This is a genomic window from Pseudoxanthomonas sp. LjRoot206, from assembly GCF_056175725.1.
The window spans coordinates 171,045-197,393 of the sequence record NZ_JBGFFI010000004.1 but is presented as its reverse complement, the minus strand read 5'-3'; the positions used below and the strand labels follow the sequence as shown (position 1 = coordinate 197,393).

Genomic DNA, 26,349 nt, shown 5'->3' with positions numbered 1-26,349 from the left:
CGCTGAGGCCTCATTCGCACGGGAGTTCCCCATGAGCCACCTCACCGGCAAACGCGTCGCCATCCTCGCCACCGACGGCTTCGAGCAGTCCGAGCTGACCGAGCCGATGCGCGCGCTGAAGGAGCACAACGCGCAGGTCGACGTCGTCTCGCTCGATGCCGGCCGCATCCAGGGCTTCAAGCACTTCGACAAGGGCGACGAGATTCCGGTCGACCACGTGCTGTCCGACGTCAGCGCGCAGGACTACGATGCCCTCGTCATTCCCGGTGGCCTGTTCAATCCGGACACGCTGCGCGTGGACGACCAGGCGCTCGCCTTCACCCGCGGCTTCTTCGAGGCCGGCAAGCCGGTCGGCGCGATCTGCCACGGTCCGTGGGTGCTCGCCAACGCCGATGTACTGAAAGGCCGCACGATCACCTCGGTGCCGAACATCCGCAAGGACCTGGAGAACGCCGGCGCGACCTGGAAGGACGACGAGGTCATCGTCGACAAGGGCCTGGTCACCAGCCGCACGCCGAAGGACCTGCCCGCGTTCTGCGCCAAGCTGGTGGAGGAGATCGCGGAAGGCACGCACAGCGGCCAGCGCCGCTCGGCGTAAGCCAACTTCAAAGCGCCACGCGGTTCAGCGTGGCGTCGTCGAGGGTGAGGGCATGGGCGGTGTCGTGCAGCGTGGCAGCGGCAACGGTCCGAACACTTTCGTGGTGCCCGCGAACCCGCCCTGTTCCACCACATAGACCGCACGCGCCTGCATGTCGATGTGCAGGAACTGCTGGTAGCCGTCGGCGATATGGCCCATGTTCGACAGGGGCGTGCCCAGCGTGTCGAGCAGCTTGGGCGGCGGCGCGGCCATCACCGGCCACGCCTGCTGGATACCGTAAGGACTGACGAAGGGTTTCAGCCGCTGCGTTACGCAGACGGTAGCTGCGTCATTCCGGGGGACGGGTTGCGCCTCCTGATCGGAGGCGGGCGCCATGGCCAGCAGCAAGGCGAGGGCATGCATCGCTCAGCGGATCCGCGGATCGTCGATCTGGATGCTGGCGTAACGCAGCTGCGCGCCGCGGGTGACGCTGCAGCGGACGGCGATGTCCTGCCCGTCCGCGCGCAGTTTTCCCTCGACGAAAATCGTATTGCCGCGATCGACTTGCGACGACGTCCACTGATAGGTCGCCATACCGCGCCCGGCATAGCGCGCTTCGGCTTCGGCGCGGCACCAGCCCACCAGGTCGTTGGCGCTGTTGATGGTGCGGTCGAGGTACTGCGGATCGTGGGCGCCGGCCTGGCCGGCGAACGCGAAGAGGACAGCGGCGAACAGCGACATGGCGATCTCTCCCTGATGACGTGATGGCAATGCGCGGGTCCTATACTGCGGCCCGGTCCTGCGAACGAGGTGCGCATGAAGAGGATGGCACGCGGCATGGCGTGGCTGGCGCTGATGATGGCGTCCGGCTTCAGTACCGGTTTAGCCGCGGCGGACGACGTGCCGCTTTCCGTGATGAGCTTCAACATCCGCCTGCCTGCCGAGAGCGATGGCGTGGACTACTGGGAGAGGCGCAAGCCGCTGGCGGTGCGCATGCTTCGCGAGCAGGCGCCGGACGTGATCGGCCTGCAGGAACTGATGAAGACGCAGGCCGAGTACCTCGCGCATGAACTGCCGCAGTACGCCTGGTTCGGCCGTGGCCGCGAGGCAGGCGGCGGCGGCGAGCACATGGGCGTGTTCTACCGGCAGGACCGGTTGAAGGTCCTGGCGTCCGGCGATTTCTGGCTGTCGGATACGCCGGACGTGCCGGGCAGCATCACCTGGCACCACCTGCATCCGCGCATGGTGACGTGGGCGCTGTTCGAGCGCCGCGACGGCAAGCGCTTCTACCTGCTCAACACCCACCTGCCGTATCGCGACCAGGACGAAGCCGCGCGCGTGAAGGGCGCGAACGCGATCGCCGCGTATCTGGCCACGTTGCCGACCGACGTACCGGTGGTGCTGACCGGCGACTTCAACACCACGCCCGACAGCGAGGTGCATGCGGTGCTGGCGCGCACGCTGCAGGACGCGTGGACCACCGCGCCGCGCGTGGATGGCATCGACGCGACGTTCCATGGCTTCACCGGTCGGGCCGACAAGCGCATCGACTGGATCTTCGTGCGCGGCGTGCAGCTGGAGTCGGTCGCCTCGGTGACGACGCGCTGGAACCAGCGCTATCCGTCGGATCACTTCCCGGTGGTGGTGACGCTGCGCTTGCCGTAAGGCTGCAGGCCTGTGATGGAGCCCGGAATCCCGACGATCGAGTCCGGACTGTCATACGCCGAGCTCAATGTGCCATCGATGGCACGTTCAGCCCGATCAATGGGGCTCGGAAAGCGATGGGATGACATCCAAAGACGCATCGATGGCATTCGGAAGGCCATCGATCGCATGGGGCGCGCCATCGATGGCTCTCAATGTGAGAAAGATGGAGCACGGGAGCCCCATCGATGGCTTTCCGAGAGCCATCGATCGTTTTCCGACGGCCATCATTGGGATTCGATGCTCCATCCGAGGGGCTCCGAGCCTTGTGTGCGGGGCTCAATGTGAGAGCGATGGGGCTCTGAACGCGATTGATGGTGTTTGGGGGCAGGGTGCGATGGGTTGAGGCGGCGCCCCCTCACCCCAACCCTCTCCCCCGCGAGCGGGGGAGAGGGGGCAGCTTCGGTGCGGGGTGGACATGTCAGGAGCCTCCACGTCCGCGAGGATCACAACCTGCTGCAGGCAGGCGGAAAGTAGCGCTCCCCTGTGCGACGAAGCCGGAACCTCCCACCATTCAGCGGACAACCCCTCTGCCCCGCTGGCGGGGGAGAGGGGGCAGCTTCGGTGCGGGGTGGACATGTCAGGAGCCTCCACGTCCGCGAGGATCACAACCTGCCGGAGGCAGGCGGAAAGTAGCGCTCCACTGTGCGACGAAGCCCAGAACCTCCCACCATTCAGCGGACAACCCCTCTCCCCCGCTGGCGGGGGAGAGGGGGCAGCGTCGATGCGAGGTGGACATGTCGGTAGCCCCCACGTTCGCAAGGATCACAACCTGCCGGAGGCAGGCGGAAAGTAGCGCTCCGCTGTGCGATGAAGCCTGGAACCTCTGACCATTCAGCGGACAACCCCCTCTCCCCCGCCTGCGGGGGAGAGGGCTGGGGTGAGGGGGAGCGCACCGCATCGGCGTCCGAGTCCACAAACGACAACGGCCCCTCGCGGAGCCGTTGTCGATGCGGTGCGTCGTCGCGCGCGAGCTTGGTCAGCGTTCCGCCCGCTCGCGTCGCTTCTCCGCGAAGAACCACATCGCACCACCCCATACCAGTCCGCAGACGGGAAACCCGATCAGCGCAGCGATCAGCAGCGGCACGAACTCCCTGTCGGTGAACACCATCATCAATCCGCACCACGGCACGGCCGTGGTGAGGCCCCAGCCGAGCATGCCGCGGTAGACGATGAAGCGCAGCGGTCCCTGCTCACGGATCTTCTGCGAGCGGGCGAGGGCGGCGTCCTGCTTCGCATCGCTCATGGCGTCGCTCCGGGTGCCGCCGCCGCGGGCGCGCCCGCCTTCTTGGCGAAGTCGCCGGCGACGAATACGCTCAGCGCGTCGGGCTTCAGGTGCTTGCGGATGGCCGCATTGACCTGCTCGCGCGTCAGCGCCGCGTACTTCGCGTCCAGGTCGGCGGTGAACTGCATGGTGCGGCCGAAGTAGAGCTGGTCGGTGAGCATGCCGGCGATGGTGCCGTCCTCGGCGCGGGCCTGCTGGCGCTCGGTCAGCGTGCCGGCGACGGCGTCCTTCAGCTCGTCGGCGGTGACGCCGTCCTTCAGCAGCTTGTCCAGTTCCTCGCGCACCAGCGCTTCCACCTTCGCCATGTTTTCCGGCGCGGCGATCGCCTGCACGGTGAAGCTGCCGGCGTCGTCCTGGCCGCTGCGGCTGTCGTCGGCGCGCATGCCGCTGGAGACGCCGTAGCTGAGGCCTTCCTGCTGGCGGATGCGGTCGCCCAGGCGCGACTTCAGCGCGCCGCCGCCGAAGATGCGGTTGGCGACGATCAGCGCGGGGTAGTCGGCGTCGGTCACGCGCAGCGACAGGTTCTGCCGTGCCAGCAGCACGGCGTTGGGCTTGTCCGGCGTTTCGAAGCGCTGCTGCTTGGCCGCGACGCGGGTGTAGCGCGTGTCGATGGACGCGTACGGCGTGCCGGCCTGCCAGCCGGCGAACAGCTGTTCCAGCTGCGCGCGCACGGCGACGGGATCGAAGTCGCCGACGATGGCGATCTCGCCTTCGGAGGTGCCGTAGATATCGCGGTGGAAGGCGCGCACGTCGTCCAGCTTCAGCGCCTTCATCAACGCGATGGACTCGTCCAGTGTGCGGTTGTGCAGCGGATGGCCGGCCGGCCACGGATCGAAGTATTGCGCGAGCGCGCGGCCGGCGATGGCACCCGGCTCCTGCCGCGAGGCTTCCATGCCGGTCATCGCCTGCACGCGCAGCTGTTCGAACTCATCCTGCGGGAACGCCGGGTGGCGCAGCACGTCGGCGGCCAGCGCCAGCGCATCGGCCAGGTACTCGCGCCGTGTCTGCAGGCCGATGGCCGCGCCCTGCAGGCTGCCGCTGATGTTGCCCTGCGTCTTCAGCTGTTCCAGGCGCTGGTCGATCTGCGTGCGCGTCATCGTCGTGCTGCCGCGCATCAGCATCGCGCCGGCCATGCCGGCGGCGCCTTCGCGGCCGGTCAGCGCGGCTTCGTCGGCGAAGCGGAAGTTGGCGTCGACGATCACCGTGCCGCCGCGCGTCTTCTTCGGCAGCAACGACACGCGCAGCGCCTTGCCCAGGGTGAAGGTCTGCGTGCGCGATTCGATGTTCTGCGGCGAGGGGTCGAACTGCTCGCCCGCGCTGACCGCGGCACGACCGGTGTAGCCGTCCACCACGGTGGCGACGGCCGGCGCGGCGGGAATCTCCACGCGCTCCGGCGTCTCGCTGGGGATGAAGCGACCCAGCGTGCGGTTGCTCGACTTCAGGTAGGCGGCGGCGACGCGGTTGACGTCGGCGGCGGTGACCTTCTCGATGGCGTCGCGGCTGGTGAACAGCAGGCGCCAGTCACCGGCGGCCTGGAATTCCGACAGGCCCATGCCGACCGCGTTGACGTCGGTGAAGTACAGGTCGTAGGCGTTGCCGATGCGCTGCTTCGCTTCGTCCACTTCCTGTTCGGTGATCGGACGCGCGGCGATCTGCTCGACCTGCTTCAGCAGTTCGGCTTCGGTCTTCTGAGCATCGCCGTCGTTCGGGACGACCGCCACGACCGTCATCAGGCCGGGGTCGCGCATCGATTCGCTGTTGGCGCCGCTGCCGGCGGCCAGCTTGCCCTCGACCAGCGCCTTGTGCAGGCGACCACCGGGCGTATGGCCCAGGACGTTGGCCAGCACGCTGAGGGGCGCGTTGTCGGCATGCGCGACAGCGGGCACGTGGTAGGCGGCCGCGACCAGGCGCAGGTTGCCGACGCGGCGCACGGTGACCTCGCGCTCGCCGTCCTGTGCGGGTTCGATGGTGTAGAAGCGCGGCAGCGGACGGGTGGGCTTCTTCACCGGGCCGAAGTGGCGCGCGATGCGCGCCAGCACGTCGGCGGTGTCGACGCGGCCGGCGACGATCAGCGTGGCGTTGTCCGGCTGGTACCACTGGCGGTAGAACGCCTGCAGCTTGTCGATCGGCACGCCTTCCACGTCGCTGCGCGCGCCGATGGTGGTGTTGCCGTAGTTGTGCCAGAGGAAGGCGGTGGAGCGGATGCGCTGGAACAGCACGCCGCCGGGATTGTTCTCGCCGGCTTCCAGCTCGTTGCGCACCACGGTCATCTCGCTGTCGAGGTCCTTCCTGGCGACGTTCGAGTGGACCATGCGGTCGGCTTCCATCGTCAGCACCCACTCCAGGGTGTCGGTGTTGGCCGGGAACGAGGCGAAGTAGTTGGTGCGGTCCAGGCCGGTGGTGGCGTTGAAGTCGATGCCGCGCTTCTTCATCTCGCCGCTGATGTCGGACTGCGTGGGCGTGCCCTTGAACAGCAGGTGTTCCAGCAGGTGCGCCATGCCGGTCTCGCCGTAGTTCTCGTGCACCGAACCCACCTGGTAGACCAGGTTCACCGTGACGGTGGGCTTGGTGGCGTCGGGGAACAGCAGCACGCGCAGGCCGTTGGCCAGGGTGTACTCGCTGATGCCTTCGATGCTGGGGCCGGCGACGACGCCTTTCGGCAGCGTGCCCTGCGCCTGCAGCGACAGCGGCGTGCCCAGGGCGAGCGAGACGGCCAGGCCGAGTGCGACAATGAAACGGGGTGACTTCATCCACAATCCTCCATCGGGGCCGCGGGCGTCCAGTGCGTGCGGCGAACCCCGAGTTTCGCAGATTTGCAAGGCAGGTTGATTCATGGATTACGGTGAGACCACGAACGATGACGGCGCATTGCCCGTGCTGTACGCCGATGCGCAGATCGCGGTGGTGAACAAGCCCGCGGGCGTGATGGCGCACGACAGCAAGCTGGCGCGCGGCGAGACCGACTTCGTTGCCGACCGCCTGCGCGTGCAGTTCGGCAAGCCGATCTTCCTGATCCACCGGTTGGATCGCGCCACCAGCGGCTGCCTGCTGGTCGCCTTCGACCGCGACAGCGCCTCAACGCTGGGCAAGGTGCTGATGTCGCGCGAGGTGGAGAAGGATTACCTGGCCGTATGCCGCGGTTGGCCGGAGCCGGACTTCGTCGTCGACCATCCCATCGATGGCGGCCCGGGCAAGCCGGAGAAGAAGCCGGCGCTGACGCGCTTCGTGCGGCTGGCGACCGGCGAACTGCCGCTGCCGTCGGGCGAGTTCGAGACCTCACGCTATGCGCTGCTGCGTTGCCAGCCGGAAACCGGCCGCTTCCGCCAGATCCGCCGGCACCTGAAGCACGCGTTCCATCATCTGATCGGCGACACCAGCCACGGCGATGGCCGCCACAACCGCCACTTCCGCATGCAGGGCGTGCACCGCATGCTGCTGCATGCGGTACGGCTGTCGTTCCCGCACCCGTCGACCGGCGAACGCATCGAGGCGGTCGCGCCGCTGGATGCGGAGTTCCTCAAGGCGTTCGCGCTGTTCGGGTGGCAAGAAGATCTGCGCTAGCCATGCTCTTCCTGTAGGAGCGACGTAAGTCGCGACCGCAGAAGCGAAACGTCGGGATGGCCTGACCCAACGCAGTCTTATGGGCGAGACTCCTTGCCAAGAAACGTCAGCGGACTTTCATGACGTGCGGTCGCGACTTACGTCGCTCCTACAGTCGCTCCCATAGAAGACTGCGTCACGCCACCCGCATCGCCGCCAGCACCATCAGCGCCACGGCGCACAGCATGCCGAGCAGCCATACGAGGCTGCGCAGCGACTGCTTGTCGGCCAGGTAGAAGACGCCATGCAGGACGCGCGCGATGACGAAGGCGATGGCCAGCGGCGTGATGGTGTCCGCCGGCACGCCGGCCAATTGCGCCATCAGCACGCCGGCGACGAAGGCGGGGAACGCCTCGAAGCCGTTGAGGTGCGCGGCATTGGCGCGCTGCACCTTGTAGTTGCCGTCCTGCTTGGCCAGCCACGCGCGCGGGTTGCGGTTGTTGTAGCGCTCGCCGGAGCGCTTGGCGATGAAGACCCACAGGTAAGGCAGCAGGGCGGTGACCAGGATGCACCAGTACGCGATGGCCATGAGCGGTTTCCCTCCGGAGATGCGGCAGGGTAGTGCGCGGACTCCGTCGGCGTCCATCGCCGAAAGCCCCCTCTCCCCCGGGGGTGAGGGGGAGTGCGTGATGTGAGGTTGTCCTGCCTTGTGGGAGCGACGTCAGTCGCGATGGTCCACTGGTAAAGCCTCATCGCGACTGACGTCGTTCCCACAGGGCTAGGCCGCGATCGCCCCTCACCCGTCGCGCCTTCGGCGCGCCGCCCTCTCCCCCGCGGGCGGGGGAGAGGGGTATTGCGGATACAGAAAAGAAAACGGCGCCCTTCGGCGCCGTTTTCGTCCTGCATCGGAAGTTGCGAATTACTTCTTCGCCGGTTCCGCTTTCATCATGGTGTCGCGTGCGGCCTTGAAGGGGTTGCCTTCGTACCAGTTCGGCCACTTGTCGGCGACGGCCAGGTCCTTGCCCACGCCGTACAGCGCCTGCAGGTCCTGCACCACGCCGTCCAGCTTCCAGCCGTCGTGCATTTCGTCGCTGGCCTGGTGGTAGCGCTTGGCGTATTCCTCGCTCGCCGCCTTGCCCGCGTCGACGCCGCCGTCCAGCAGGTCGTTGCCGCCCTTGGCGTACAGCGCCGGCACGCCGGCCTTGGCGAAGTTGAAGTGGTCGCTGCGGAAGTAGTAGCCGCCGGCCGGGTTGCCTTCCTCGGCGAGCACGCGGCCCTGCTGGTCGGCATAGACCTTCAGCATGTCTTCCAGCTCGGAGTTGCCCTTGCCGGTGACGACGAAGTCGCGCGACTTGCCGCCGACGCTCATCGCGTCGAGGTTGATCACGCCGGCGATCTTGTTCAGCGGGAAGGTCGGGTGGGCGACGTAGTACTTGGAGCCGAGCAGGCCGGACTCTTCCAGCGTCACCGCGACGAACACCACCGAGCGCGCGGGCTTCGGATCCTGGTGGGCGAAGGCTTCGGCGATCTCGAGGATGCCGGCCACGCCGGTCGCGTTGTCGACGGCACCGTTGTAGATGTTGTCGCCTTCCTCGCCCTCGTGCTTGCCCAGGTGGTCCCAGTGCGCCATGTACAGCACGGCCTCGTCGGGCTTGCTGGCGCCCGGCAGCAAGCCGATGACGTTGCGCGAGGTCTTCTCGGTGATGCTGCTCTTCAGCGTGGCGGACACCTTGGCCTTCAGCGACACCGGCTTGAAGCCGCGCTTGCCGGCGTTGGCGTAGGCCTCGTCGAGGCTCAGGCCGGCGTCGGCGAACAGCTGCTTGGCGGCCTCGGCGCTCAGCCAGCCCTGCAGCGGGATGCGCTTCTCCGGGTCGTCCTTGGCCGGCAGGTCGTACTGCGCGCCGGACCAGGAGTTCTTCACCACGTCCCAGCCGTAGCTGGCGCCGGCCGTGTCGTGCACGATCAGCGCGGCGGCGGCACCCTTGCGCGCGGCCTCTTCGAACTTGTACGTCCAGCGCCCGTAATAGGTCATGCGGTTGCCGCCGAACAGCGTCTCGTCCTTGGCGTGGAAGCCGGGATCGTTGACGAAGATCACCACGGTCTTGCCGGTCCAGTCCTGGCCGGCGTAGTCGTTCCACTTCTGCTCCGGCGCGTCCACGCCGTAGCCGACGAAGACCAGGTCGCTGGCATCCAGCGTGACGTCGGTCTGGCCGGTGCGGGTGCCGATGACGTAGTCGGTGCCGAACGTCAGGTCGCGCGCGCCGGCTGCGGTGGTCAGCTTCAGCGAGGTGGCGGTTTCGTCCGCGGTGGTCTCCACCATCGGCACGTCCTGGAAGTAGCTGCCGTTGTTGCCGGGCTGCAGGCCGATGCGCTTCATCTGCGCTTCGAGGTAGGCGGCGGTCTTCTCTTCGCCCACCGAGCCGGGCGCGCGGCCTTCGAATTCGTCCGAGGACAGCGTCTTCACCAGGTCGGCGAAGTCGCCTTCGGTGATGTCGGCGGTGAAGGCGTGGGCGGCGGCGGGCGGCGGCGTGGCCGCCTCGGGCGCGGGCGCCGGGGTTTCTTGCTTGCACGCGGCCAGGGCGGCCGCGGTGGCGAGCACCAGCATCAACTTGCGGGACATCGGGATTCCTCAACGAACGGAACCCCGATTCTAGCTACAAAGGGCGGGACAGGCTTTGCTGGAAGCGCGCCCCCACCCGACCCTCCCCCGCAGGCGGGGGAGGGGGCAGAACCGCTTACTCGGCCGGCGCGGTGTCGGTGCTGAAGGACTTGGCGGTGGCGCCGGTCACGGGGCCGATCTTGGCGCTGGTGTGGACGTACAGCACGACGGGGCGCTCGAACACCAGCGGGCCGTTCACCTCGGCGTTCGGGCCGATCACGATGCGCGGCGGCTTCTTGCTGTCGGTGTTGAAGAAGCCGGTGGACTTCTGCACGCGCAGGCCGCCGCGGACCTTCGAACCGACGCCGACGGTGACGTCGCCGCGGACGGTTTCGATGCTGCCGCCCACCTGCGTGGCCACCAGGCCGATGGCGCCGTTGACGGTCTCGACGTCGCCGCCGACCACGCCGCCGCGGTCGATGAAGATGCTGCCGTTGACGGTTTCGACGTCCTTGCGGACGTTCACGTCCTTGCCGGCGCGGATGGCGCCGTTGACGGTTTCCAGCGATTCCACCACCGCCTTGTCGCCGACGGTGATGCCGCCGTTGACGGTGCTGGCGTCTTCGGCGGTCACGCCGTCGCCGATGCGGATGCTGCCGTTGACGGTGTTCAGGTCGCCATAGGTCTGGCCGGCGTCGGCGGTGATGCTGCCGTTGACCTTGGAGATTTCCTGCTGGGCCAGCGCAGGGGTGGTGGCCAGGGCCAGCGTCAGCAGCAGGGCGGTACGGGGACGGATCATGGGGTTGCCTCTCGGGTGGTCTCGTATCGGTCTGATGCGCCGGTGGTCGCGAAGGTTTAAACGCCGGCGTGCGGGCAAGGATGGCACCATGCTTCGCTACAATCGTCATCTGCCTGAAGTCACTGGAATCCTGCCGTGTCCGCATCCCCTGCGTCCGTGAAGCGTCCCAAGCCCGTCGTGCTGCTGATCCTGGATGGCTGGGGGCATCGCGAAGACCCCACCGACAACGCGCTGGCGCAGGCCGAACTGCCGAACTGGCGCCGCCTGCTGGCCACCGCGCCGCACACGCTGATCCACACCGAAGGCCGCCACGTCGGCCTGCCGGACGGGCAGATGGGCAATTCGGAAGTGGGCCACATGAACCTCGGTGCGGGCCGCATCGTCTACCAGGACCTGACCCGCATCGATGCCGCCATCGAGGACGGCAGCTTCTATACCAACGCCGAACTGGTCGCGGCCTGCGACGCCGCCAAGGCCGACGGCAAGACCCTGCACGTGTTCGGCCTGCTGTCGCCGGGCGGCGTGCACAGCCATGAACTGCACCTCTTCGCGATGCTGGAACTGGCCAGGCGCCAGGGCGTGCCGCGCGTGGCGGTGCACGCCTTCCTCGACGGCCGCGACACGCCGCCGAAATCGGCCGAGCCCAGCCTGCGCGCGTTGCAGGACCTGTGCGCGACGCTCGGCAATGCGCATATCGCCTCGGTCAGCGGCCGCTACTACGCGATGGACCGCGACAAGCGCTGGGACCGCGTGCGGCGGGCGTGGGACGCCATCGTCGAGGCGAAGAGCGAACACCACGCCGGCAGCAGCGTCGCGGCGCTCGAAGCCGCCTATGCGCGCGGCGAGAACGACGAGTTCGTGCTGCCCACCGTCATCGACGGAGCGCAGCCGATGGCCGATGGCGACGCGGTGGTGTTCATGAATTTCCGCGCCGACCGCGCGCGCCAGCTGAGCGCGGCGTTCGTGTCGCCGGCGTTCGACGGCTTCGAACGGCGCGTGCCCAAGCTCGCGCGCTACGTCTGCCTGACCGAGTACGACGCCAGGCTGCCAGCGCCGGTGGCGTTCGGTCCCGACGACCTGCGCGAGACCTTCGGTGAACTGCTGGCCGAGCACGGCCTGACCCAGCTGCGCATCGCCGAGACCGAAAAGTACGCGCACGTGACGTTCTTCTTCAGCGGTGGTCGCGAGGACGTGTTCGACGGCGAGGAGCGCATCCTGATTCCCAGCCCAAAGGTCGCCACCTACGACCTGCAGCCGGAAATGAGTTGTCCCGAGCTGACCGAGAAGCTGGTCGAGGCGATCGGCGCGGGCCGCTTCGATGCCATCGTCTGCAACATCGCCAATCCCGACATGGTCGGCCACAGCGGCGACCTGCAGGCGGCGATCCTGGCCGCGCAGGCGGTGGACAAGGCGGTGGGTGCGGTCGATGCCGCCGTACGCGCGGCTGGCGGTGCGATGATCATCACTGCGGATCACGGCAACCTGGAGATGATGCGCGACCCCGCCACCGGCCAGCCGCACACCGCGCACACGGTCGGCCCGGTGCCGCTGGTGCTGGTGCAGCCGGAAGGCGCACCGGCCGTCACGCTGCGTAGCGGCGGTGCATTGCGCGATGTGTCGCCGACCCTGCTGCAACTGCTCGGCCTGCCGCAGCCGGCCGACATGAGCGGCCGCAGCCTGATCGACGCCTGATGCCGCACCGCGTCCGGCTCGCATGCGCGGTCGTCCTGCTCGCAGGACTGTCGCTGGTGGCATCGGCGCAGAATTCGCGCGAGACCGAGCGCAAGCTGGAGCGCGTGCGCAGCGAGTTGAAGTCGATCGGGCAGGAACGGCGCAAGCTGGAAAGCGAACGCGGTGCCGCGTCGCGCCAGTTGCGCGATGCCGACGAACAGGTCGGCCGCACCACGCGCTCGCTGTCCGACACCGAAGCCGCGTTGCGTCGCGAGGCCGCGGCGCTGGAGGAACTGCAGCGGAAGCGCGATGCCATGCAGGGCCAGCAGGCGGCGCAGCGCAGGCAGCTGACCGCGCTGGTGCGTTCGGCCTACCAGCGCGGCGACGATGCGCCGCTGAAAGTGCTGCTGTCGCAGGACCGCGTGGCGGATGTCAACCGCCTGCTCGCCTATCACCGCTACGTGCAGCGCGACCAGGCGCGGCGCATCGAATCCCTCAATACCGAGCTCGCGGCGCTGGACCAGGTCGAGCGCGACATCGTCGCCCGCCAGGCCGAGCTGGATGCGGCGCGCGTGAAGCAGCGCGGCCAGGTCGCGCAACTCGAGAAGGACCGCAAGGCACGCGCCAGCCTGATGGCCGACCTCGACCAGCGCTACCAGGACCGTGCCGCGAAGGAAAAAGCGCTCGGCCAGGACGCCCGTTCGCTCGAGACGCTGCTGAAGAGCCTGCGTGCGGCGGCGGCACGTGCGGAAGCCGAGCGTCGTGCCGCCGCGCGTCGCGAAGCCGCCGCGGCAGCCGCCGCACAGAAGCGCGAGAACAACGGCACGGCGACGCGCAGCACCCGCATCGCACCGCCGCGCCCGGCGGTCGCGTCCGCGCCCGCACTGAAGGTCGGCGGCCTGGGCTGGCCGGTGTCGGGCAACCTGCTGGCGCGCTATGGCGGCCGCCTGCCGGATGGTCGTGCCAGTACCGGCGTGCTGATCGGTGCGCCGTCGGGTACACCGGTCACTGCGGTGGCGGACGGCACGGTGGTGTTCTCGGAATGGATGACCGGCTACGGCCTGATCCTGATCCTCGACCACGGCAACGGCTACATGAGCCTGTACGCGCACAACGACAGCCTGCTGAAGGACAGCGGCGACCGGGTGAAGCGCGGCGATGCGGTCGCGCGCGTCGGTACCTCGGGCGGGCAGGGCCAGGCGGCGCTGTACTTCGAACTGCGCCGCAACGGCCAGCCGGTGGACCCGTCCTCGTGGCTGCAGCGGCGATGAACGGGGCGGCGGATCCTAACCCGCCTTGAACATCTGGCCTTCACGGCTTCGCGCATAATCCGGTGAACTTCGCGCATGCGCGCGAAGTACCATCCGAGCCTCATCTGGAGCGTCCGCATGCCGCGTTTCCCCCTGGCCATCCTGACCGTCGCCCTGCTCGCCGCACTGCCGGCGTGGGCGCAGCAGCAGGCGCCATCGCCGGACACGCCGCCGGTGGTCGCGCCCAGCGACGATCCCGACGCGGCCGAGAACGCGCCGAAGGTGCCGCTCGAGGAGATCCGCCGGTACGTGGCCGTGTTCAATGCGGTCAAGGAAGCGTATGTAGAACCGGTCGAGGACAAGAAGCTGATGCAGTCCGCGATCCGTGGCCTGCTGCTCGACCTGGATCCGCACAGCACCTATTTCGACAAGGCCGATTCCGAAGCCTTCGACGAGCAGGCCAACGGCGCCTACGAAGGCATCGGCGTGGAGCTGATGCAGCAGCCCGACCGCACGTTGCTGGTGGTGTCCCCGATCGACGACACGCCTGCCGCGAAGGCCGGCATCAAGTCCGGCGACCTCATCACCGCGATCGACGGCAAACCGATCAGCGCCGAAGACGGCATGGAGCCGCTGCGCGGTGCGCCGGGCAGCAAGATCGTGCTGACCATCGTGCGCGAGGGCACCCCGAAGCCGTTCGACGTGCCCCTGACCCGCGAGACCATCCGCGTGAACAGCGTCGCCAGCCGCGTGCTCGAGCCGGGCTATGGCTACGTGCGGATCAAGGCGTTCCAGACCGATACCGCCGCCGAATTCCAGCGGCAGATCGACAAGCTGCAGCAGGGCGGCAAGCTGCGTGGCCTGGTGCTGGACCTGCGCAGCAATCCCGGCGGCCTGCTGCTCGCCGCCGTGCAGGTGGCGGACGACCTGCTCGACAAGGGCAACATCGTCAGCACGCGCGGGCGCATGTCGATCAGCGATTCCAAGTTCGACGCCACGCCGGGCGACCGCCTCAACGGCGCGCCGGTGGTGGTGCTGGTCGACGCCGGTTCGGCCAGCGCCTCGGAAGTGCTGGCCGGCGCGCTGCGCGACAACAACCGTGCACGCGTGGTCGGCAGCCGCACCTTCGGCAAGGGCTCGGTGCAGACCGTGCTGCCACTGGACAACGGCGACTCGGTCAAGCTGACGACGGCGCGCTATTACACGCCCAGCGGCAAGTCGATCCAGGCCAGCGGCATCGTGCCGGACGTGGTGGTGAAGCCGGACATCGCCGACGCAAAGCCGGGCTCGGTGGTCGAACAGGACGGCCAGCTCTACATCACCGAAGCGACGTTGCCGGGCCATCTGCGCGGTGACGAGGAAGGCGCCGCCGGCTACGTGCCGGGCGACGTGCTGGATGGCGATGCGCCGATCAACGCGGCGCTCGTCGAACTCAAGAAGATCGCGGTCACCGCGCGCGCGACGCCGGCATCGACGCCGCGCTGAGCGCGCGCCTCACGACGCCGGCGGCGTGCCGGTCGCGACCTGCGGCATGCCGCGGTCGCGCATGATGCGGTTGAACAACGGCGTCGCCATCAGCGTGGTCAGGATGGCCATGATCACGAGGATGGTGAACAGGCCGGGCTTGATGATGCCCGCCTGCAGGCCGATGTTGATGATGATGAGTTCCATCAGGCCACGCGCATTCATCAGTGCGCCGATCGCCTTCGCATCGCGCGGCGACTCGCCAGACAGGCGCGCGGCGGCCCAGCACGCGATCGCCTTGCCGCCGAACGAGGCCAGCAGGATCGCGACCGCCGGCAGCAGGATGGCGGGGTCGAGCAGCACGGAAAGCTGGGTCTTCAACCCGGAATAGGTGAAGAACAGCGGCAGCAGCACGACCACGACCATGCCCTGCAGGCGCTCGCGCAGGCGCGCGGTCAGCGCACCGCGCGGCAGGCAGATGCCGAGGATGAAGCCCCCGAACACCGCATGGATGCCGATCGCGTCCATCGCCCATGCGCAGAGGAAGAAGGCTGCCATCACCCAGGCGAACACCGGCGTCGGCAACGGCCCTTCCGCCGGGACCTGTGCGCCCAGCGGCGCCAGCAGGCGGCGACCGGCCAACAGCATGAACGCCACGTAGGCGATGCCGCCGCCGATCGCGATCCAGGCCTGGTTCCAGCTGCCGCCGAAGCTCGCCAGCACGATCGCCAGGATGCACCACGCGGCGGCGTCGTCCATCGCGCCCGCGGTGAGCGCCAGCGTGCCCAGCGGGGTGCCGGCCAGGCCGCGCTCGTGGATGATCCGCGCCAGCATCGGGAAGGCGGTGATGGCGATGGCGGCGCCGAGGAAGAGGGCGATCTCGAGGAAGCGCGCATGGTCCGCGAACAGCCCCGGCACGTGCTGCAGCCACGGCGCCAGCGCGAACGCCAGCACGAACGGCACCGCGATGCCGGCCCACGACACCGCCATTGCGCTGCGGTAGCGCGTGCGGATGTGGTCGGCCTGGAACTCGGTGCCGACCAGGAACATGTACATGCCCACGCCCACCTGGCCGCCGACGTACAGCATGTCCAGGGTGTCCTTCGGGAACAGCGCCGCCTGCGCATCCGGCAGCACGGCGCCGAACAGCGACGGGCCGAGCATCACGCCGGCGATCATCTCGCCGACGACCTGCGGCTGGCCGATGCGCTGGGCGAGCTTCCCGACCAGGCGGCACGCGAGGATGATCAGGCCCGCCTGCAGGAAGAAATAGACGGACAGCTGTGAGGTGGACATCCCGACGCCCCTGCGTGATGCACCATCATAGAGGCGACGGTGCGCGCCTGAGAACCGCAGGCCGGCGGGCCGGCGACGCCGCGCTCAGCGCGGCTTGGCGGGCATCGGGAACGGCGTCACCACCTTCTCGCCGGTGGCCGCATCGCGGATGGCCGACTGGCCTTTCCGTTCCACTTCCTCCACCCGGATGATGCTCTGCATCGGCAGGTGCAGCACCCTGGTGCCGCCGAACTCGTCGCGCAGGCGCTCTTCGGTGGGGTCGACCACCAGGCCTTCGTGGACGTCGAACACCAGCTCCGACACCTCGGTGAAACCCCACAGGCCGCTGGCCGCCACGTTGCGCGCGTACAGCTCGTAGACCTTGGTGTGGTTGTGGAAGCTGATCTTGTAGAGCGTGGTCTTCATGCCGGGATTATAGGAGCCTCAATACCCCTGCCGCTTGCGCATGCGCCGTGCGATCGCGGCGCGCACGAACAATGCGAATACCACGCCGAACAGGAAGCCGGCGATATGTGCCCACCACGCTACCGCGCCGAAGGCCGGGCCGGTGTAGGCGAACACCACCTGCAGCAGCGCCCAGATGCCGATCAACAGCGACGCGGGCGCCTTCACGAATTCGAGGAACAGGCCCAGCGGCAGCACCACGCCGAGCTTGGCGGTGGGGAACAGCGCCAGGTAGGCGCCGATGACCGCGGAGATGGCGCCGCTGGCGCCGATGATGACGCGGTCGGGCGTGCCGATGCTCAACACGGCGGCGACGTTGGCCACCGCGCCGCCGACCAGGAACAGCAGCAGGAACCGCCACGGGCCCATCGCCCGCTCAGACGGCAGGCCGAAGATCAGCAGGAACACCAGGTTGCCCAGCAGGTGCGCCCAGTCCGCATGCAGGAAGAGTGCGGTGAACAGCCGCAGTACCGTGCCGCTCTGCAGCGACGCCAGCCAGACCTCCGGCTCCACCATGCCGCCGGTCAGCGCGCCCCAGCGGGTGAGCAGATGGCCCTGCGCCGCATCCCCCAGCGTCAGCGCCCAGCAGAAGGCCGCGGACAGCAGTACCAGCAGGGCGGGCGTGGCCCAGCGGACGGGCGGCTTCCGGCGGGAGGGCAGCGAAACGAACATGCGGCCGCACTGTACCGGGTCGCCGCCGGACTGCCCATGGTGCGCCGCAACGAAACTGAATAGGGGCAATGACTTACAGCGGATTGTTAGAGTTTAGTTAGCAGGTATACTGCATACGGCGTCGTATGTCGGGAGGGGCTTCCGGCAGGCCGAAAGGTGGACACACACCGCGGCCCTGAGCGACGCAGATGACTCTTACCCACGTCTCCGGAGAGATACAGATGGAACTCACCAAGAACCTGTCCCGCGTTACGGCGCTGGCCCTCGGCATTGCCGGCGTGCTCGCCTACGGCGATGTCCACGCCGCCGCCTTCCAGCTGAAGGAAAACAGCGTCAAGGCCCAGGGCCGCGCGATGGCCGGTTCGGCCTCGGCCAAGGGCGACGCTTCGGTGGTGGTCAACAACCCCGCCATGATGTCGACCTTTACCGACAAGACCTTCCAGGCCGACGTCACCGCGATCGACCTGTCGTTCGAGTTCACCGGTGGCGGCACCGCCGCGGCCGGCACCGCCCTGCAGCAGCCGCTGCGTGGTGGTGACGGCGGAGACGCCGGCGACATCGCCGCTGTGCCGGCCATGTCGTTCATCCTGCCGCTGAGCGACCAGTTCGAGTACGTCACCCTGGGCGCCATGATCAGCGCGCCGTTCGGCCTGAAGACCGATTACGAGTCCGACTGGGTCGGCCGCTACCACGCGCTGGAATCCGACGTGAAGATCGTCGACCTGACGCTGGCCGCCTCGCTGGAACTGAGCGACCGCGCCTCGGTGGGCCTCGGCGTGATCTACGAGCACGCCGACGTCACCCTGACCAACGCCGTGGACTTCGGCGCCGGCGTCTGCCGCGTCGCCGTGGCGCTGTGCGTCACCCCGAACCCGGTCGCCGCTCCGTTCGGCCCGCAGAAGAACGACGGCGTGGCCGGCATCTCCGGCACCGACAACAGCTTCGGCTGGCTGGCCGGCATCAGCCTGCGTCCGACCGACAAGCTGTCGCTGGGTTATGCCTACCGTTCCGAGATCGACCACGAACTGCGTGGTACCGCGACCTTCGACGTGCCGGCCAACGTGCGCGGCGTGCTGGGCAGCGCGATCTACAAGGCGACCGACGGCGGTGGCGCCAAGCTGACCACCCCGGCGACCCACACCTTCAGCGCCACCTACCAGGCCACCGAGCGCTTCGCGATCATGGCCGAAGGCGTGCACACCGGTTGGGATTCGCTGAAGGAAATCCGCATCGAGTTCGACAACCCGCTGCAGGCCGACGCGGTGGAGAACTACGACTGGCACGACAGCTGGTTCTATTCGCTGGGCGGCGAGTTCGCGCTCAACGACAAGTTCACCCTGCGCGCCGGTATCGCGCGCGACGAGTCGCCGGTCGCCCGTGCGCACCGCACCCCGCGCATGCCCGACGAAGACCGCAACTGGTACTCGCTGGGCCTGAGCTGGAACGTCAGCGACAACCTGGAGCTCAACGCCAGCTACGTGCGTCTGGAACTGGCCGACGAGCCGCAGATCGACCTGGTCTCGTCCAGCGGTTCGCGCCTGGTGGGCGAGTACGACGGCGGCGCCAACCTGTTCGGCGTGTCGATGCAGTACAAGTTCTGATCGCGGCGCGGACAGCAACGACGAAAAACCCCGCTTAGGCGGGGTTTTTCTTTTGTGTGCTGTTGTAGGAGGGGCTTTAGCCCCGATGCTTCTGCGCGAAAAGCATCGGGGCTAAAGCCCCTCCTACAGAGGGATCAATAGGGCAGGCCAGCGACCGGCAGGTCGATCGACCACAGGCTGGCCGCGCCGGTGAGGAACAGCGTGCGCCGGTCCTCGCTCCCGAAGGCCGCGTTGGTGATGTTCGCATCCACGCGGATGGTCGCCAGCACCTCGCCGGCGGGCGAAAACACGCGTACGCGCTGTTCGCCGTGTTCCGTGACGTACACATTGCCCAGGCAGTCGATGGCCAGGCCGTCGCCGCCGCTGATGCGGGCCAGATCGCGTCCCTCGCCGGGGACGCCGCCGTGCAGCGGATAGGCGCGCAGCACGTCGCCATCGTCGGTGCCGCCCGCGACGTACAGCGTCCCGCCGTCCGGCGACAGCGCGATGCCGTTGGGATTGCGCAGCGTGTCATCCACCGCGGTCGTCTTCCCTTTGTGATGACGGTACACGCGCGTGCGTGGCTGGCCGCCGGGCGCGGCCTTGCGCTGGTAGTCCGGATCGGTGAAGAACAGGGTGCCGTCGGCAGCCATCACCAGGTCGTTCGGCGAATTGAACGGCGCATCCTCGAAGCTTGATACCAGTGCCGTGCGCGAGCCGTCGTCCAGGTCGACGCGCGCCACCTGCTTGCGGTCGTGGGTGGCGGCGATGAGGTTCCCGTCCAGGTCTAGTGCCAGGCCGTTGCTGCCGCTGTCCTCGACCACGGTCTCCCAGCGGTCCGGCGGCGTGAAGCGGCGGATGCGCGAAGGAAACGTGCCGTTGTGCACAAAGTCGGACAGGTACAGCGCGCCGTCCTTCCACACCGCGCCTTCGTAGAGGCGGTCCTGGTCGTCACCGGGCTTGGCGACGGCCACGCGCGTGGCCGTCAGTTCGCCCGCGGGTGCATGACCGGGCTCGGCAGGGCAGACCGAACGGTAGGCCGAGGCCTGGGCGAGCGGTGCGGCGGCGCACAGGAGCAGGGCGAAGGCGAGGCGGTGGCGACGCGGCATGGCGGTCTCGGGATCAGGCGGGGTGCCAGCGTACCCCGATCCGGTTGCGTCCCTGGTGCTTGGCCTCGTACAGCGCTTCGTCGGCGAGCCGGATCAGCGTGTCGTACGGCGCGTGGCGGTCGGCGGTGAACGAGATGCCCAGGCTGACCGTGACGCGGATGTTGCGGTTGACCGGTGCGAACTCCAGCGCCATCACCTGCTGGCGGATGCGCTCGGCCAGCGCGTGCGCGGTCTCGGCCTGGGTATTGCGCAGCACCAGCATGAATTCCTCGCCGCCCAGCCGCGCGAACACGTCTTCGCTGCGGATGCAGCTGCGCACCACGTCGGAGAATCGCTGCAGTACCAGGTCGCCGGTCTCGTGGCCGTGGTCGTCGTTGACGGCCTTGAAGTGGTCCAGGTCGAGCACGATCACCGCCAAGCCGTGTTCGGCCGCCGAACGCGCGCCCAGCGATTCCAGTTCGTTGTCCAGTCCGCGCCGGTTCAACGCGCCGGTGAGCGGATCGAACAATGCGCTGCGCCGCAGCGGCTCCGCGGCACGGAAGCTGGCCAGCATCAGCATGCAGAAATTGAGCATGAACCAGATCGACAGATCCAGGTTCACCCACATCGGATTGGGGCCGTAGCGGCCGGTCAGCGCCGCCAGCAGGTCGCCACCGTACAGCCACAGCAGCACCACGCAGCCCACGATCATCAGGCGTGCCGGCACGTGGTCGGGCGCGCTGTTCAGGGCGAACAGATGGCGCAGCATCACCAGCAGCACGATCACTTCGGTGGCGCTCATCGCCGCGCCCTGCGCATCTACGCCGCCGCCCATGGCCACGCCGACCAGCGAAAAACCGAGGCACAGCGGCAGCAGCGCGCGTTCCCACAGCGCCAACGGCCGTTGCTGCACGAACTGGATGATCGACCATGCGAGTCCCACCAGTCCGGCGCAGGCGAGCAGGCCACCGGCACCGGCGATGGCATCGGCGAAGGACTCATTGCCTGCGCGCACCAGCGTCTGCGCGGTGCCGTCCAGCATCGCCGCGCCCAGCGAGTACAGGAAGTGCGCCAGGCCCCACGTGGCGATGCCGCGCACGCCGCGCGACACCTTGCCCACGTAGAAGAACAGCGCCAGCAGCACGGCGGCGAGCGCGCAGTCGCTGAGCAGCAGGTTGTAGAAATCGGTCGTCATGCGTCGTTGGAGCCTTGCGTGCGGTGGCAATCCCGTCGATGCCGAAACGCAGGATACGGTGCAATCCGGCAGTGGCATCGCCCCGATGCTGGCGCACGTGCGGTAGGGCTTCAGCGACGGCGACCACGGATCCGCAGCATCGCCGCGCGCTGCCCGGGGTGTCAGTGCCGTGGGTCACGCTCAACGAAAAAGCCCCGCCGGAGCGGGGCTTCGTGGTGCGTCGTCCGTGAGGCGAGCGCGGCTACGGCGTCACTCGCCCAGCGTGAGCAGCGACGCATTGCCGCCCGCCGCCGTGGTGTTGACGGTGACGGTCTTCTCGGTGGCGAAGCGCGGCAGGTAGTGCGGGCCGCCGGCCTTGGGGCCGGTGCCGGACAGACCCTGGCCGCCGAACGGCTGCACGCCGACCACCGCGCCGATCTGATTGCGGTTGACGTAGACATTGCCCACCTTCACCCGCGCGGCGATGCGGTCGATGGTCTCGTCGATGCGCGAATGCACGCCGAGCGTCAGGCCATAGCCGGTGGCGTTGATCGCGTCGATCACCGCGTCCAGCTGGTCGGCTTTCCAGCGCACCACGTGCAGGGCCGGCCCGAAGATCTCCTTGTGCAACTGGTCGAGCGACTTCAGTTCCCATGCGCGCGGCGCGAAGAACGTGCCGTGCGCGGTGTCGTCGCCGGCGTTCGCCTGCTTGATCAGGCGCGCCTCACTCGCCATGCGCACGGCGTGGTCGTCGAGGATCTTCAGCGCGTCGGCATCGATCACCGGACCGACGTCGGTCGACAGCAGGCCCGGGTCGCCGACCTTCAGTTCGTCCATCGCGCCGGCGAGCATCGTCATGACCTTGTCGGCGATGTCGTCCTGCACGAACAGCACGCGCGCGGCCGAGCAGCGCTGGCCGGCCGAGGTGAACGCCGAACCCATCGCGTCCTTCACCAGCTGCTCCGGCAGCGCGGACGAGTCGGCGATGAAGGCATTCTGGCCACCGGTCTCGGCGATCAGCGTGGCGATCGGGCCCGCGTCGCGGCTGGCGAGCGCGCGGTTGATCGCGCGCGCGGTCTCGGTGGAGCCGGTGAAGGCGACGCCGGCGACGCGCGGGTCTTTCGTCAGCGCGGCGCCGACGGTGGCGCCGTCGCCGGGCAGGAACTGCAGCACCGCCTCGGGGATGCCGGCTTCGTGCAGCAGCTTCACCGCGGCGTGGCCGATCAGGTTGGTCTGCTCGGCCGGCTTGGCGATCACGCTGTTGCCGGCGGCGAGCGCGGCGCTCACCTGGCCCAGGAAGATCGCCAGCGGGAAGTTCCACGGGCTGATGCAGACGAACACGCCGCGGCCCTGCAGCTGCAGCTGGTTGGATTCGCCGGTCGGGCCGGGCAGGTGTTCCGGCGCGCCGAACTGCGTGCGCGCCTGCGCGGCGTAGTAGCGCAGGAAATCGACGGCTTCGCGCACTTCGGCGACGCCGTCGGGGATGGTCTTGCCGGCTTCCTTCACGCACAGCGCGATGTAGTCGGGCAGGCGCTGTTCCAGCAGGGTGGCGGCGTGCTCGAGGATCGCGGCGCGGCTGGCGGCCGGCGTGCGGTCCCAGGCGGGCTGTGCGGCGACGGCGTTGGCCAGCGCCTTCTCGACGGCGGCGCTGTCGGCCGGCTGCCATTCGCCGACGGTCTGGCGGCGGTCGGCGGGATTGGTCACCGGCAGCGCCGCGCTGGCGACGACTGCGCCCGGCACCAGCGGCGCCGCGCGCCACGGCTTGACCGCCGCGTTGATGCGCTCGGCCAGCGCGCGCAGGTCGTTGTCGTTGGCGAGGTTGGCGCCCATGGAGTTGTTCCTGTCAGAAGAGGCGATGGGAGCCGGCTGGCTCCGGAAAAGATCGACCGGCAGCGGGATGCGCGGGTGCGGGATGGACTCGAACTCGGACACCGTCTGCACCGGGTCGCGCACCAGATCCTCGATGGCGACGTCCTCGTCGGTGATGCGGTTGACGAAGCTGCTGTTGGCGCCGTTCTCGAGCAGGCGGCGCACCAGGTAGGGCAGCAGGTCCTCGTGCGAGCCGACCGGCGCGTACACGCGGCACGGCGTGTCGAGGCGGTGCTTCGGCACCACTTCGGCGTACAGGTCGTCGCCCATGCCGTGCAGCTTTTGGTGCTCGTAGGGGCGGCCGTCGGCGATGAAGCGGATCGCGGCGATGGTCTGCGCGTTGTGGGTGGCGAACATCGGGTACAGCGCTTCGCCGTGGTCGAGCATGCGGCGCGCGTTGGCGAGATACGACACGTCGGTGTTCGGCTTGCGGGTGAACACCGGATAGCCCGGATGGCCGTCGATCTGCGCGCGCTTGATCTCGGCGTCCCAGTACGCGCCTTTCACCAGGCGCACCGGCATGCGGCGGCCGACGCGGCGGGCGAGGTCGGCGAGGAAGTCGATCACGTACGGCGTGCGCTTCTGGTAGGCCTGCACCGCCAGGCCGTAGCCCTCCCAGCCATCGAGCGAGGCGTCGGAGAAGGTCGCTTCGATCAGGTCCAGCGACAGCTCCAGGCGGTCGGCTTCCTCGGCGTCGATGGTGAAGCCGATGCCGTAGCACTTGGCCAGTTGCGCCAGTTCGAGGATGGCCGGGGCCAGGTCCTTCATCACCCGGGCGCGCTTGGCGTGCTCGTAGCGCGGGTGCAGCGCGGACAGCTTGATCGAGATGCTGGGTGCGGCGAATACGTCCTTGAACGGACCGGTCCGGCCGATCGCGTGGATCGCCTGGCGGTAGGCTTCCAGGTAGCGGGCGGCGTCCCGGGTGGTCAGTGCGCCCTCGCCCAGCATGTCGAACGAGTAGCGGTAGTCGGCGTTCTCGCCCTTGCGGCTGCGCGCCAGCGCCTCGTCGATGGTGCGGCCCATGACGAACTGGTGGCCCATGATGCGCATGGCCTGGCGCACGGCCAGACGGATGACCGGTTCGCCGACGCGGCCGACCAGGCGCTTGAAGGCGCCCGGCACGTCGGCGCGGGTCAGGTCGTTCAGGTTGACCAGCTTGCCGGTCAGCATCAGGCCCCAAGTGGAGGCGTTCACCAGCACCGAGTCGCTCTGGCCCAGGTGCTTTTCCCAGTCGGCATCGCCCAGCTTGTCGCGGATCAGCTTGTCGGCGGTCTCCTGGTCCGGGATGCGCAGCAGCGCCTCGGCCACGCACATCAGCAGCACGCCTTCCTCGCTGCCCAGGTCGTACTGGCGCATGAAGGCTTCGATGGCGCCCTGGTCCTGGGCGCGGGCGCGGACCCGCTTCACCAGGTCCATGGCCAGCTTCTGCGCCTGGATCTGCTCGTCCGCCGGCAGGCGGGCCTGCTCCAGCAGCTCGCGGACATGCGCGGTCTCGTCGCGCAGCCAGGCGGCGGTGATGGCGGCCCGCAGGGCGGCCGGCGGCGCGGGCAGCTCGGGGGAGACGATGGCGCCGGGCACCTGGGCGGCGGGCGACGGGACGGGCGAAGGGGTCGACATGACGGCAGGGCAGTCCAAAGGCAGTCCATTAGTTTAGGGCCGCGCGGGCGACCCGGATATGCCCGCCGTGCCGTCTCGACGGGCATCCAGGGCAGGCATCGGCGAAGCGGTGAACCCGGTCCCGGAATCGTCCCTGGACGGCGCCGTGCGGCCCGCGCGGACAGGCTCCGCGCCTTGTCCTCGATCAATGCAACTTGCCGCACCGGGTGCTCGGGGCTACCATTTAACGGTTTTCCGCAGCCTGGATCGTGTGGCGGACGACATGATCGAAATGGTGCCGTCATCGTGGGACGGACACGGCGCACAGCTCCGGCTGCGGCCGCCGCGGGCGCTGACGTGCCGCCAGTTCGTGATGTTGTTCGCGGCGCTGTCGGGTGCGATGTGGATCGTCGCCATGCTGGGCTGGTGGGGAGGCAATGCCTTCGCGCCGGCCTTTGCGTTGCTCCATTCGGCCATCCTGGCCGCCGCGCTGCGTGCGCTGTGGCGGAGTGGCGAACGGGGCGAGGAGATCCGCGTCGGTTCCGATGCGGTGGAGGTGGTCACCTCCGGCGGAGGGATGGTGTTCCGTGCGCACCCGTACTGGGTCCGCCTGGACATCGAGCGGGGAGGCGAAAGGATTTCGCTGGCGTCCAGCGGCAGGCGGGTCAGGGTGGGCGACTTCCTTGGACCGGCCGAGCGGCGGGAGCTGGCGGACACGTTGCAGGATTTACTGGCGGCCGCTAGCGGCCGCAACCGATGACGCATTGGGGTCTAGGCAATGACGCAAGTGAATGGGTTGTGGAAGCGGTTGGCGATGGCGTGCACGCTGCTGGCGATGCCGGCGCTGGCCTGGGCGCAGTCGGCTGACCCGCACCGGTGGCAGCTGAACATGGGCAAGGGCGTCACCGCGTCCTCGCAGCACGCCTACGACGCGCACATGATCGCGCTGTGGGTCTGCATCGTGATCGGCATCATCGTGTTCGGCGCGATGGGCTACGCGATGTTCAAGTTCCGCAAGTCCAAGGGTGCGGTGGCCGCGCAGTTCAGCCACAACACCACGGCCGAGATCATCTGGACCGTCATCCCGGTGCTGATCCTGGTGGTCATGGCCTGGCCGGCGACCGCCAAGCTGATCGCCATGTACGACACCCGCGACGCCGAGATGACCGTTAAGGTCACGGGCTACCAGTGGATGTGGAAGTACGAGTACCTCGGTGAGGACGTGTCCTTCACCAGCCGCCTTGACCGCGAGTCCGACCGCCTGCGCCAGAACAAGCAGGCCACGCAGGAAGAGATCAAGGCGCACCCGCACTACCTGCTGGACGTCGACAACCAGCTGGTGCTGCCGATCGATACCAAGATCCGCTTCGTGATCACCGCCGACGACGTCATCCACGCATGGTGGGTGCCGGCGCTGGGCTGGAAGCAGGACGCGATCCCGGGCATCGTCAACGAGGCCTGGACCGACATCAAGGAACCGGGCATCTACCGTGGCCAGTGCGCCGAGCTGTGCGGCAAGGACCACGGCTTCATGCCGATCGTGGTGAAGGCGGTGCCGAAGGCCGAGTTCGAGCAGTGGCTGGCGTCGAAGAAGCCCGCGCCCGTTGTCGAGCCCGCTCCGGCCGCCCCGGTGGAACAGGCCGCGCCGGCCGACGCCACGACGGCCCCGGCCGTTGACTCCGCCCCCACCGCCGAGACCCCCGCGCCGTCGGCGCAGGGCTGATCGATCGCCGATTTAGCT

20 protein-coding genes and 2 pseudogenes are annotated in these 26,349 nt (G+C 68.5%); 9 read left to right on the top strand and 13 right to left on the bottom strand.

What is annotated here, in order from left to right; genetic code table 11:
* The first annotated feature begins 31 nt into the window (after positions 1-31).
* Positions 32-598, top strand: coding sequence for a type 1 glutamine amidotransferase domain-containing protein (locus AC04MD_RS13950; RefSeq protein WP_475497877.1), 567 nt, complete (start codon positions 32-34; stop codon positions 596-598).
* Between the two features lie 24 nt (positions 599-622).
* Here AC04MD_RS13950 and AC04MD_RS13945 read toward each other — a convergent pair whose 3' ends face one another.
* A complete protein-coding gene (locus AC04MD_RS13945; protein ID WP_475497876.1) occupies positions 623-1,000 on the bottom strand; it encodes a hypothetical protein in 378 nt (125 codons plus the stop codon).
* A gap of 3 nt (positions 1,001-1,003) precedes the next feature.
* A complete protein-coding gene (locus tag AC04MD_RS13940; RefSeq protein ID WP_475497875.1) occupies positions 1,004-1,318 on the bottom strand; it encodes a hypothetical protein in 315 nt (104 codons plus the stop codon).
* Between the two features lie 75 nt (positions 1,319-1,393).
* On the opposite strand from AC04MD_RS13940, the gene AC04MD_RS13935 reads away from it, so the two are divergent.
* Positions 1,394-2,242, top strand: coding sequence for an endonuclease/exonuclease/phosphatase family protein (locus AC04MD_RS13935; protein WP_475497874.1), 849 nt, complete (start codon positions 1,394-1,396; stop codon positions 2,240-2,242).
* A gap of 1,018 nt (positions 2,243-3,260) precedes the next feature.
* Here AC04MD_RS13935 and AC04MD_RS13930 read toward each other — a convergent pair.
* Together AC04MD_RS13930 and AC04MD_RS13925 are read right to left on the bottom strand one after the other, a co-directional pair.
* Positions 3,261-3,527: a hypothetical protein gene (locus AC04MD_RS13930; RefSeq protein WP_475497873.1), complete on the bottom strand. Its 267-nt coding sequence runs from the start codon at positions 3,525-3,527 to the stop codon at positions 3,261-3,263.
* On the bottom strand, positions 3,524-6,316 hold the full coding sequence (locus tag AC04MD_RS13925; protein ID WP_475497872.1) for a M16 family metallopeptidase: 2,793 nt from the start codon (positions 6,314-6,316) through the stop codon (positions 3,524-3,526). Before AC04MD_RS13925 ends, AC04MD_RS13930 begins: the two co-directional genes overlap by 4 nt.
* Before the next feature lie 82 nt (positions 6,317-6,398).
* Here AC04MD_RS13925 and AC04MD_RS13920 point away from each other — a divergent pair, with 82 nt between their 5' ends.
* Positions 6,399-7,127, top strand: coding sequence for a pseudouridine synthase (locus tag AC04MD_RS13920; RefSeq protein ID WP_475497871.1), 729 nt, complete (start codon positions 6,399-6,401; stop codon positions 7,125-7,127).
* Between the two features lie 175 nt (positions 7,128-7,302).
* Here AC04MD_RS13920 and AC04MD_RS13915 read toward each other — a convergent pair whose 3' ends face one another.
* The 3 genes from AC04MD_RS13915 to AC04MD_RS13905 all read right to left on the bottom strand — a co-directional run bounded on the left by AC04MD_RS13915 (position 7,303) and on the right by AC04MD_RS13905 (position 10,501).
* Positions 7,303-7,695 carry an MAPEG family protein gene (locus AC04MD_RS13915; protein WP_475497870.1) on the bottom strand — a complete coding sequence of 131 codons (393 nt, stop codon included), beginning with the start codon at positions 7,693-7,695 and terminating at the stop codon, positions 7,303-7,305.
* A 330-nt stretch (positions 7,696-8,025) separates the two neighbouring features.
* Positions 8,026-9,726 (bottom strand): M28 family metallopeptidase, encoded by a 1,701-nt coding sequence (locus tag AC04MD_RS13910; RefSeq protein ID WP_475497869.1) that lies wholly within the window; start codon positions 9,724-9,726, stop codon positions 8,026-8,028.
* Between the two features lie 115 nt (positions 9,727-9,841).
* On the bottom strand, positions 9,842-10,501 hold the full coding sequence (locus AC04MD_RS13905) for a DUF4097 family beta strand repeat-containing protein (protein ID WP_475498168.1): 660 nt from the start codon (positions 10,499-10,501) through the stop codon (positions 9,842-9,844).
* Between the two features lie 138 nt (positions 10,502-10,639).
* Between AC04MD_RS13905 and gpmI the strand changes: the two genes are divergently transcribed.
* The 3 genes and pseudogenes from gpmI to AC04MD_RS13890 form a co-directional block, all read left to right on the top strand.
* Positions 10,640-12,196: a 2,3-bisphosphoglycerate-independent phosphoglycerate mutase gene (gene gpmI, locus AC04MD_RS13900; protein WP_475497868.1), complete on the top strand. Its 1,557-nt coding sequence runs from the start codon at positions 10,640-10,642 to the stop codon at positions 12,194-12,196.
* Complete coding sequence (locus AC04MD_RS13895; protein ID WP_475497867.1) at positions 12,196-13,446, top strand: murein hydrolase activator EnvC family protein; 1,251 nt, start codon at positions 12,196-12,198, stop codon at positions 13,444-13,446. Before gpmI ends, AC04MD_RS13895 begins: the two co-directional genes overlap by 1 nt.
* A 117-nt stretch (positions 13,447-13,563) precedes the next feature.
* Positions 13,564-14,895: pseudogene (locus tag AC04MD_RS13890) on the top strand (S41 family peptidase); the annotation flags it as partial.
* 24 nt (positions 14,896-14,919) lie between these two features.
* Here AC04MD_RS13890 and AC04MD_RS13885 read toward each other — a convergent pair.
* The 3 genes and pseudogenes from AC04MD_RS13885 to AC04MD_RS13875 all read right to left on the bottom strand — a co-directional run.
* Complete coding sequence (locus AC04MD_RS13885; protein WP_475497866.1) at positions 14,920-16,185, bottom strand: cation:proton antiporter; 1,266 nt, start codon at positions 16,183-16,185, stop codon at positions 14,920-14,922.
* An 84-nt stretch (positions 16,186-16,269) separates the two neighbouring features.
* On the bottom strand, positions 16,270-16,590 hold the full coding sequence (locus tag AC04MD_RS13880; protein ID WP_475497865.1) for a DUF1820 family protein: 321 nt from the start codon (positions 16,588-16,590) through the stop codon (positions 16,270-16,272).
* Between the two features lie 18 nt (positions 16,591-16,608).
* A pseudogene (locus AC04MD_RS13875) lies at positions 16,609-17,172 on the bottom strand (rhomboid family intramembrane serine protease); the annotation flags it as partial.
* A 350-nt stretch (positions 17,173-17,522) separates the two neighbouring features.
* On the opposite strand from AC04MD_RS13875, the gene AC04MD_RS13870 reads away from it, so the two are divergent.
* Positions 17,523-18,902 carry an OmpP1/FadL family transporter gene (locus AC04MD_RS13870; protein ID WP_475497864.1) on the top strand — a complete coding sequence of 460 codons (1,380 nt, stop codon included), beginning with the start codon at positions 17,523-17,525 and terminating at the stop codon, positions 18,900-18,902.
* A gap of 134 nt (positions 18,903-19,036) precedes the next feature.
* Here AC04MD_RS13870 and AC04MD_RS13865 read toward each other — a convergent pair whose 3' ends face one another.
* The 3 genes from AC04MD_RS13865 to putA form a co-directional block, all read right to left on the bottom strand.
* Entirely contained in the window at positions 19,037-19,990 is a 954-nt protein-coding gene (locus AC04MD_RS13865) for an SMP-30/gluconolactonase/LRE family protein (RefSeq protein WP_475497863.1), read from the bottom strand.
* 13 nt (positions 19,991-20,003) lie between these two features.
* Positions 20,004-21,164 (bottom strand): GGDEF domain-containing protein, encoded by a 1,161-nt coding sequence (locus AC04MD_RS13860; RefSeq protein WP_475497862.1) that lies wholly within the window; start codon positions 21,162-21,164, stop codon positions 20,004-20,006.
* Positions 21,165-21,413: 249 nt separating this feature from the next.
* Complete coding sequence (gene putA / locus AC04MD_RS13855; RefSeq protein ID WP_475497861.1) at positions 21,414-24,629, bottom strand: bifunctional proline dehydrogenase/L-glutamate gamma-semialdehyde dehydrogenase PutA; 3,216 nt, start codon at positions 24,627-24,629, stop codon at positions 21,414-21,416.
* 262 nt (positions 24,630-24,891) lie between these two features.
* On the opposite strand from putA, the gene AC04MD_RS13850 reads away from it, so the two are divergent.
* Entirely contained in the window at positions 24,892-25,368 is a 477-nt protein-coding gene (locus AC04MD_RS13850) for a DUF2244 domain-containing protein (protein ID WP_475497860.1), read from the top strand.
* Between the two features lie 18 nt (positions 25,369-25,386).
* Positions 25,387-26,331, top strand: coding sequence for a cytochrome c oxidase subunit II (gene coxB, locus AC04MD_RS13845; protein ID WP_475497859.1), 945 nt, complete (start codon positions 25,387-25,389; stop codon positions 26,329-26,331).
* Positions 26,332-26,349 lie beyond the last annotated feature (18 nt).

What these genes read in the sequence shown, in the direction of transcription:
- AC04MD_RS13910 (WP_475497869.1), bottom strand. Translation starts at nt 9,726, where the DNA reads ATGTCCCGCAAGTTGATGCTGGTGCTCGCCACCGCGGCCGCCCTGGCC.
- AC04MD_RS13870 (WP_475497864.1), top strand. Translation starts at nt 17,523, where the DNA reads ATGGAACTCACCAAGAACCTGTCCCGCGTTACGGCGCTGGCCCTCGGC.
- coxB (WP_475497859.1), top strand. Translation starts at nt 25,387, where the DNA reads ATGACGCAAGTGAATGGGTTGTGGAAGCGGTTGGCGATGGCGTGCACG.
- putA (WP_475497861.1), bottom strand. Translation starts at nt 24,629, where the DNA reads ATGTCGACCCCTTCGCCCGTCCCGTCGCCCGCCGCCCAGGTGCCCGGC.
- AC04MD_RS13885 (WP_475497866.1), bottom strand. Translation starts at nt 16,185, where the DNA reads ATGTCCACCTCACAGCTGTCCGTCTATTTCTTCCTGCAGGCGGGCCTG.
- AC04MD_RS13895 (WP_475497867.1), top strand. Translation starts at nt 12,196, where the DNA reads ATGCCGCACCGCGTCCGGCTCGCATGCGCGGTCGTCCTGCTCGCAGGA.
- AC04MD_RS13940 (WP_475497875.1), bottom strand. Translation starts at nt 1,318, where the DNA reads ATGTCGCTGTTCGCCGCTGTCCTCTTCGCGTTCGCCGGCCAGGCCGGC.
- AC04MD_RS13925 (WP_475497872.1), bottom strand. Translation starts at nt 6,316, where the DNA reads ATGAAGTCACCCCGTTTCATTGTCGCACTCGGCCTGGCCGTCTCGCTC.
- AC04MD_RS13880 (WP_475497865.1), bottom strand. Translation starts at nt 16,590, where the DNA reads ATGAAGACCACGCTCTACAAGATCAGCTTCCACAACCACACCAAGGTC.
- AC04MD_RS13950 (WP_475497877.1), top strand. Translation starts at nt 32, where the DNA reads ATGAGCCACCTCACCGGCAAACGCGTCGCCATCCTCGCCACCGACGGC.
- AC04MD_RS13915 (WP_475497870.1), bottom strand. Translation starts at nt 7,695, where the DNA reads ATGGCCATCGCGTACTGGTGCATCCTGGTCACCGCCCTGCTGCCTTAC.
- AC04MD_RS13930 (WP_475497873.1), bottom strand. Translation starts at nt 3,527, where the DNA reads ATGAGCGATGCGAAGCAGGACGCCGCCCTCGCCCGCTCGCAGAAGATC.
- AC04MD_RS13865 (WP_475497863.1), bottom strand. Translation starts at nt 19,990, where the DNA reads ATGCCGCGTCGCCACCGCCTCGCCTTCGCCCTGCTCCTGTGCGCCGCC.
- AC04MD_RS13860 (WP_475497862.1), bottom strand. Translation starts at nt 21,164, where the DNA reads ATGACGACCGATTTCTACAACCTGCTGCTCAGCGACTGCGCGCTCGCC.
- AC04MD_RS13935 (WP_475497874.1), top strand. Translation starts at nt 1,394, where the DNA reads ATGAAGAGGATGGCACGCGGCATGGCGTGGCTGGCGCTGATGATGGCG.
- AC04MD_RS13920 (WP_475497871.1), top strand. Translation starts at nt 6,399, where the DNA reads ATGGATTACGGTGAGACCACGAACGATGACGGCGCATTGCCCGTGCTG.
- AC04MD_RS13850 (WP_475497860.1), top strand. Translation starts at nt 24,892, where the DNA reads ATGATCGAAATGGTGCCGTCATCGTGGGACGGACACGGCGCACAGCTC.
- AC04MD_RS13945 (WP_475497876.1), bottom strand. Translation starts at nt 1,000, where the DNA reads ATGCATGCCCTCGCCTTGCTGCTGGCCATGGCGCCCGCCTCCGATCAG.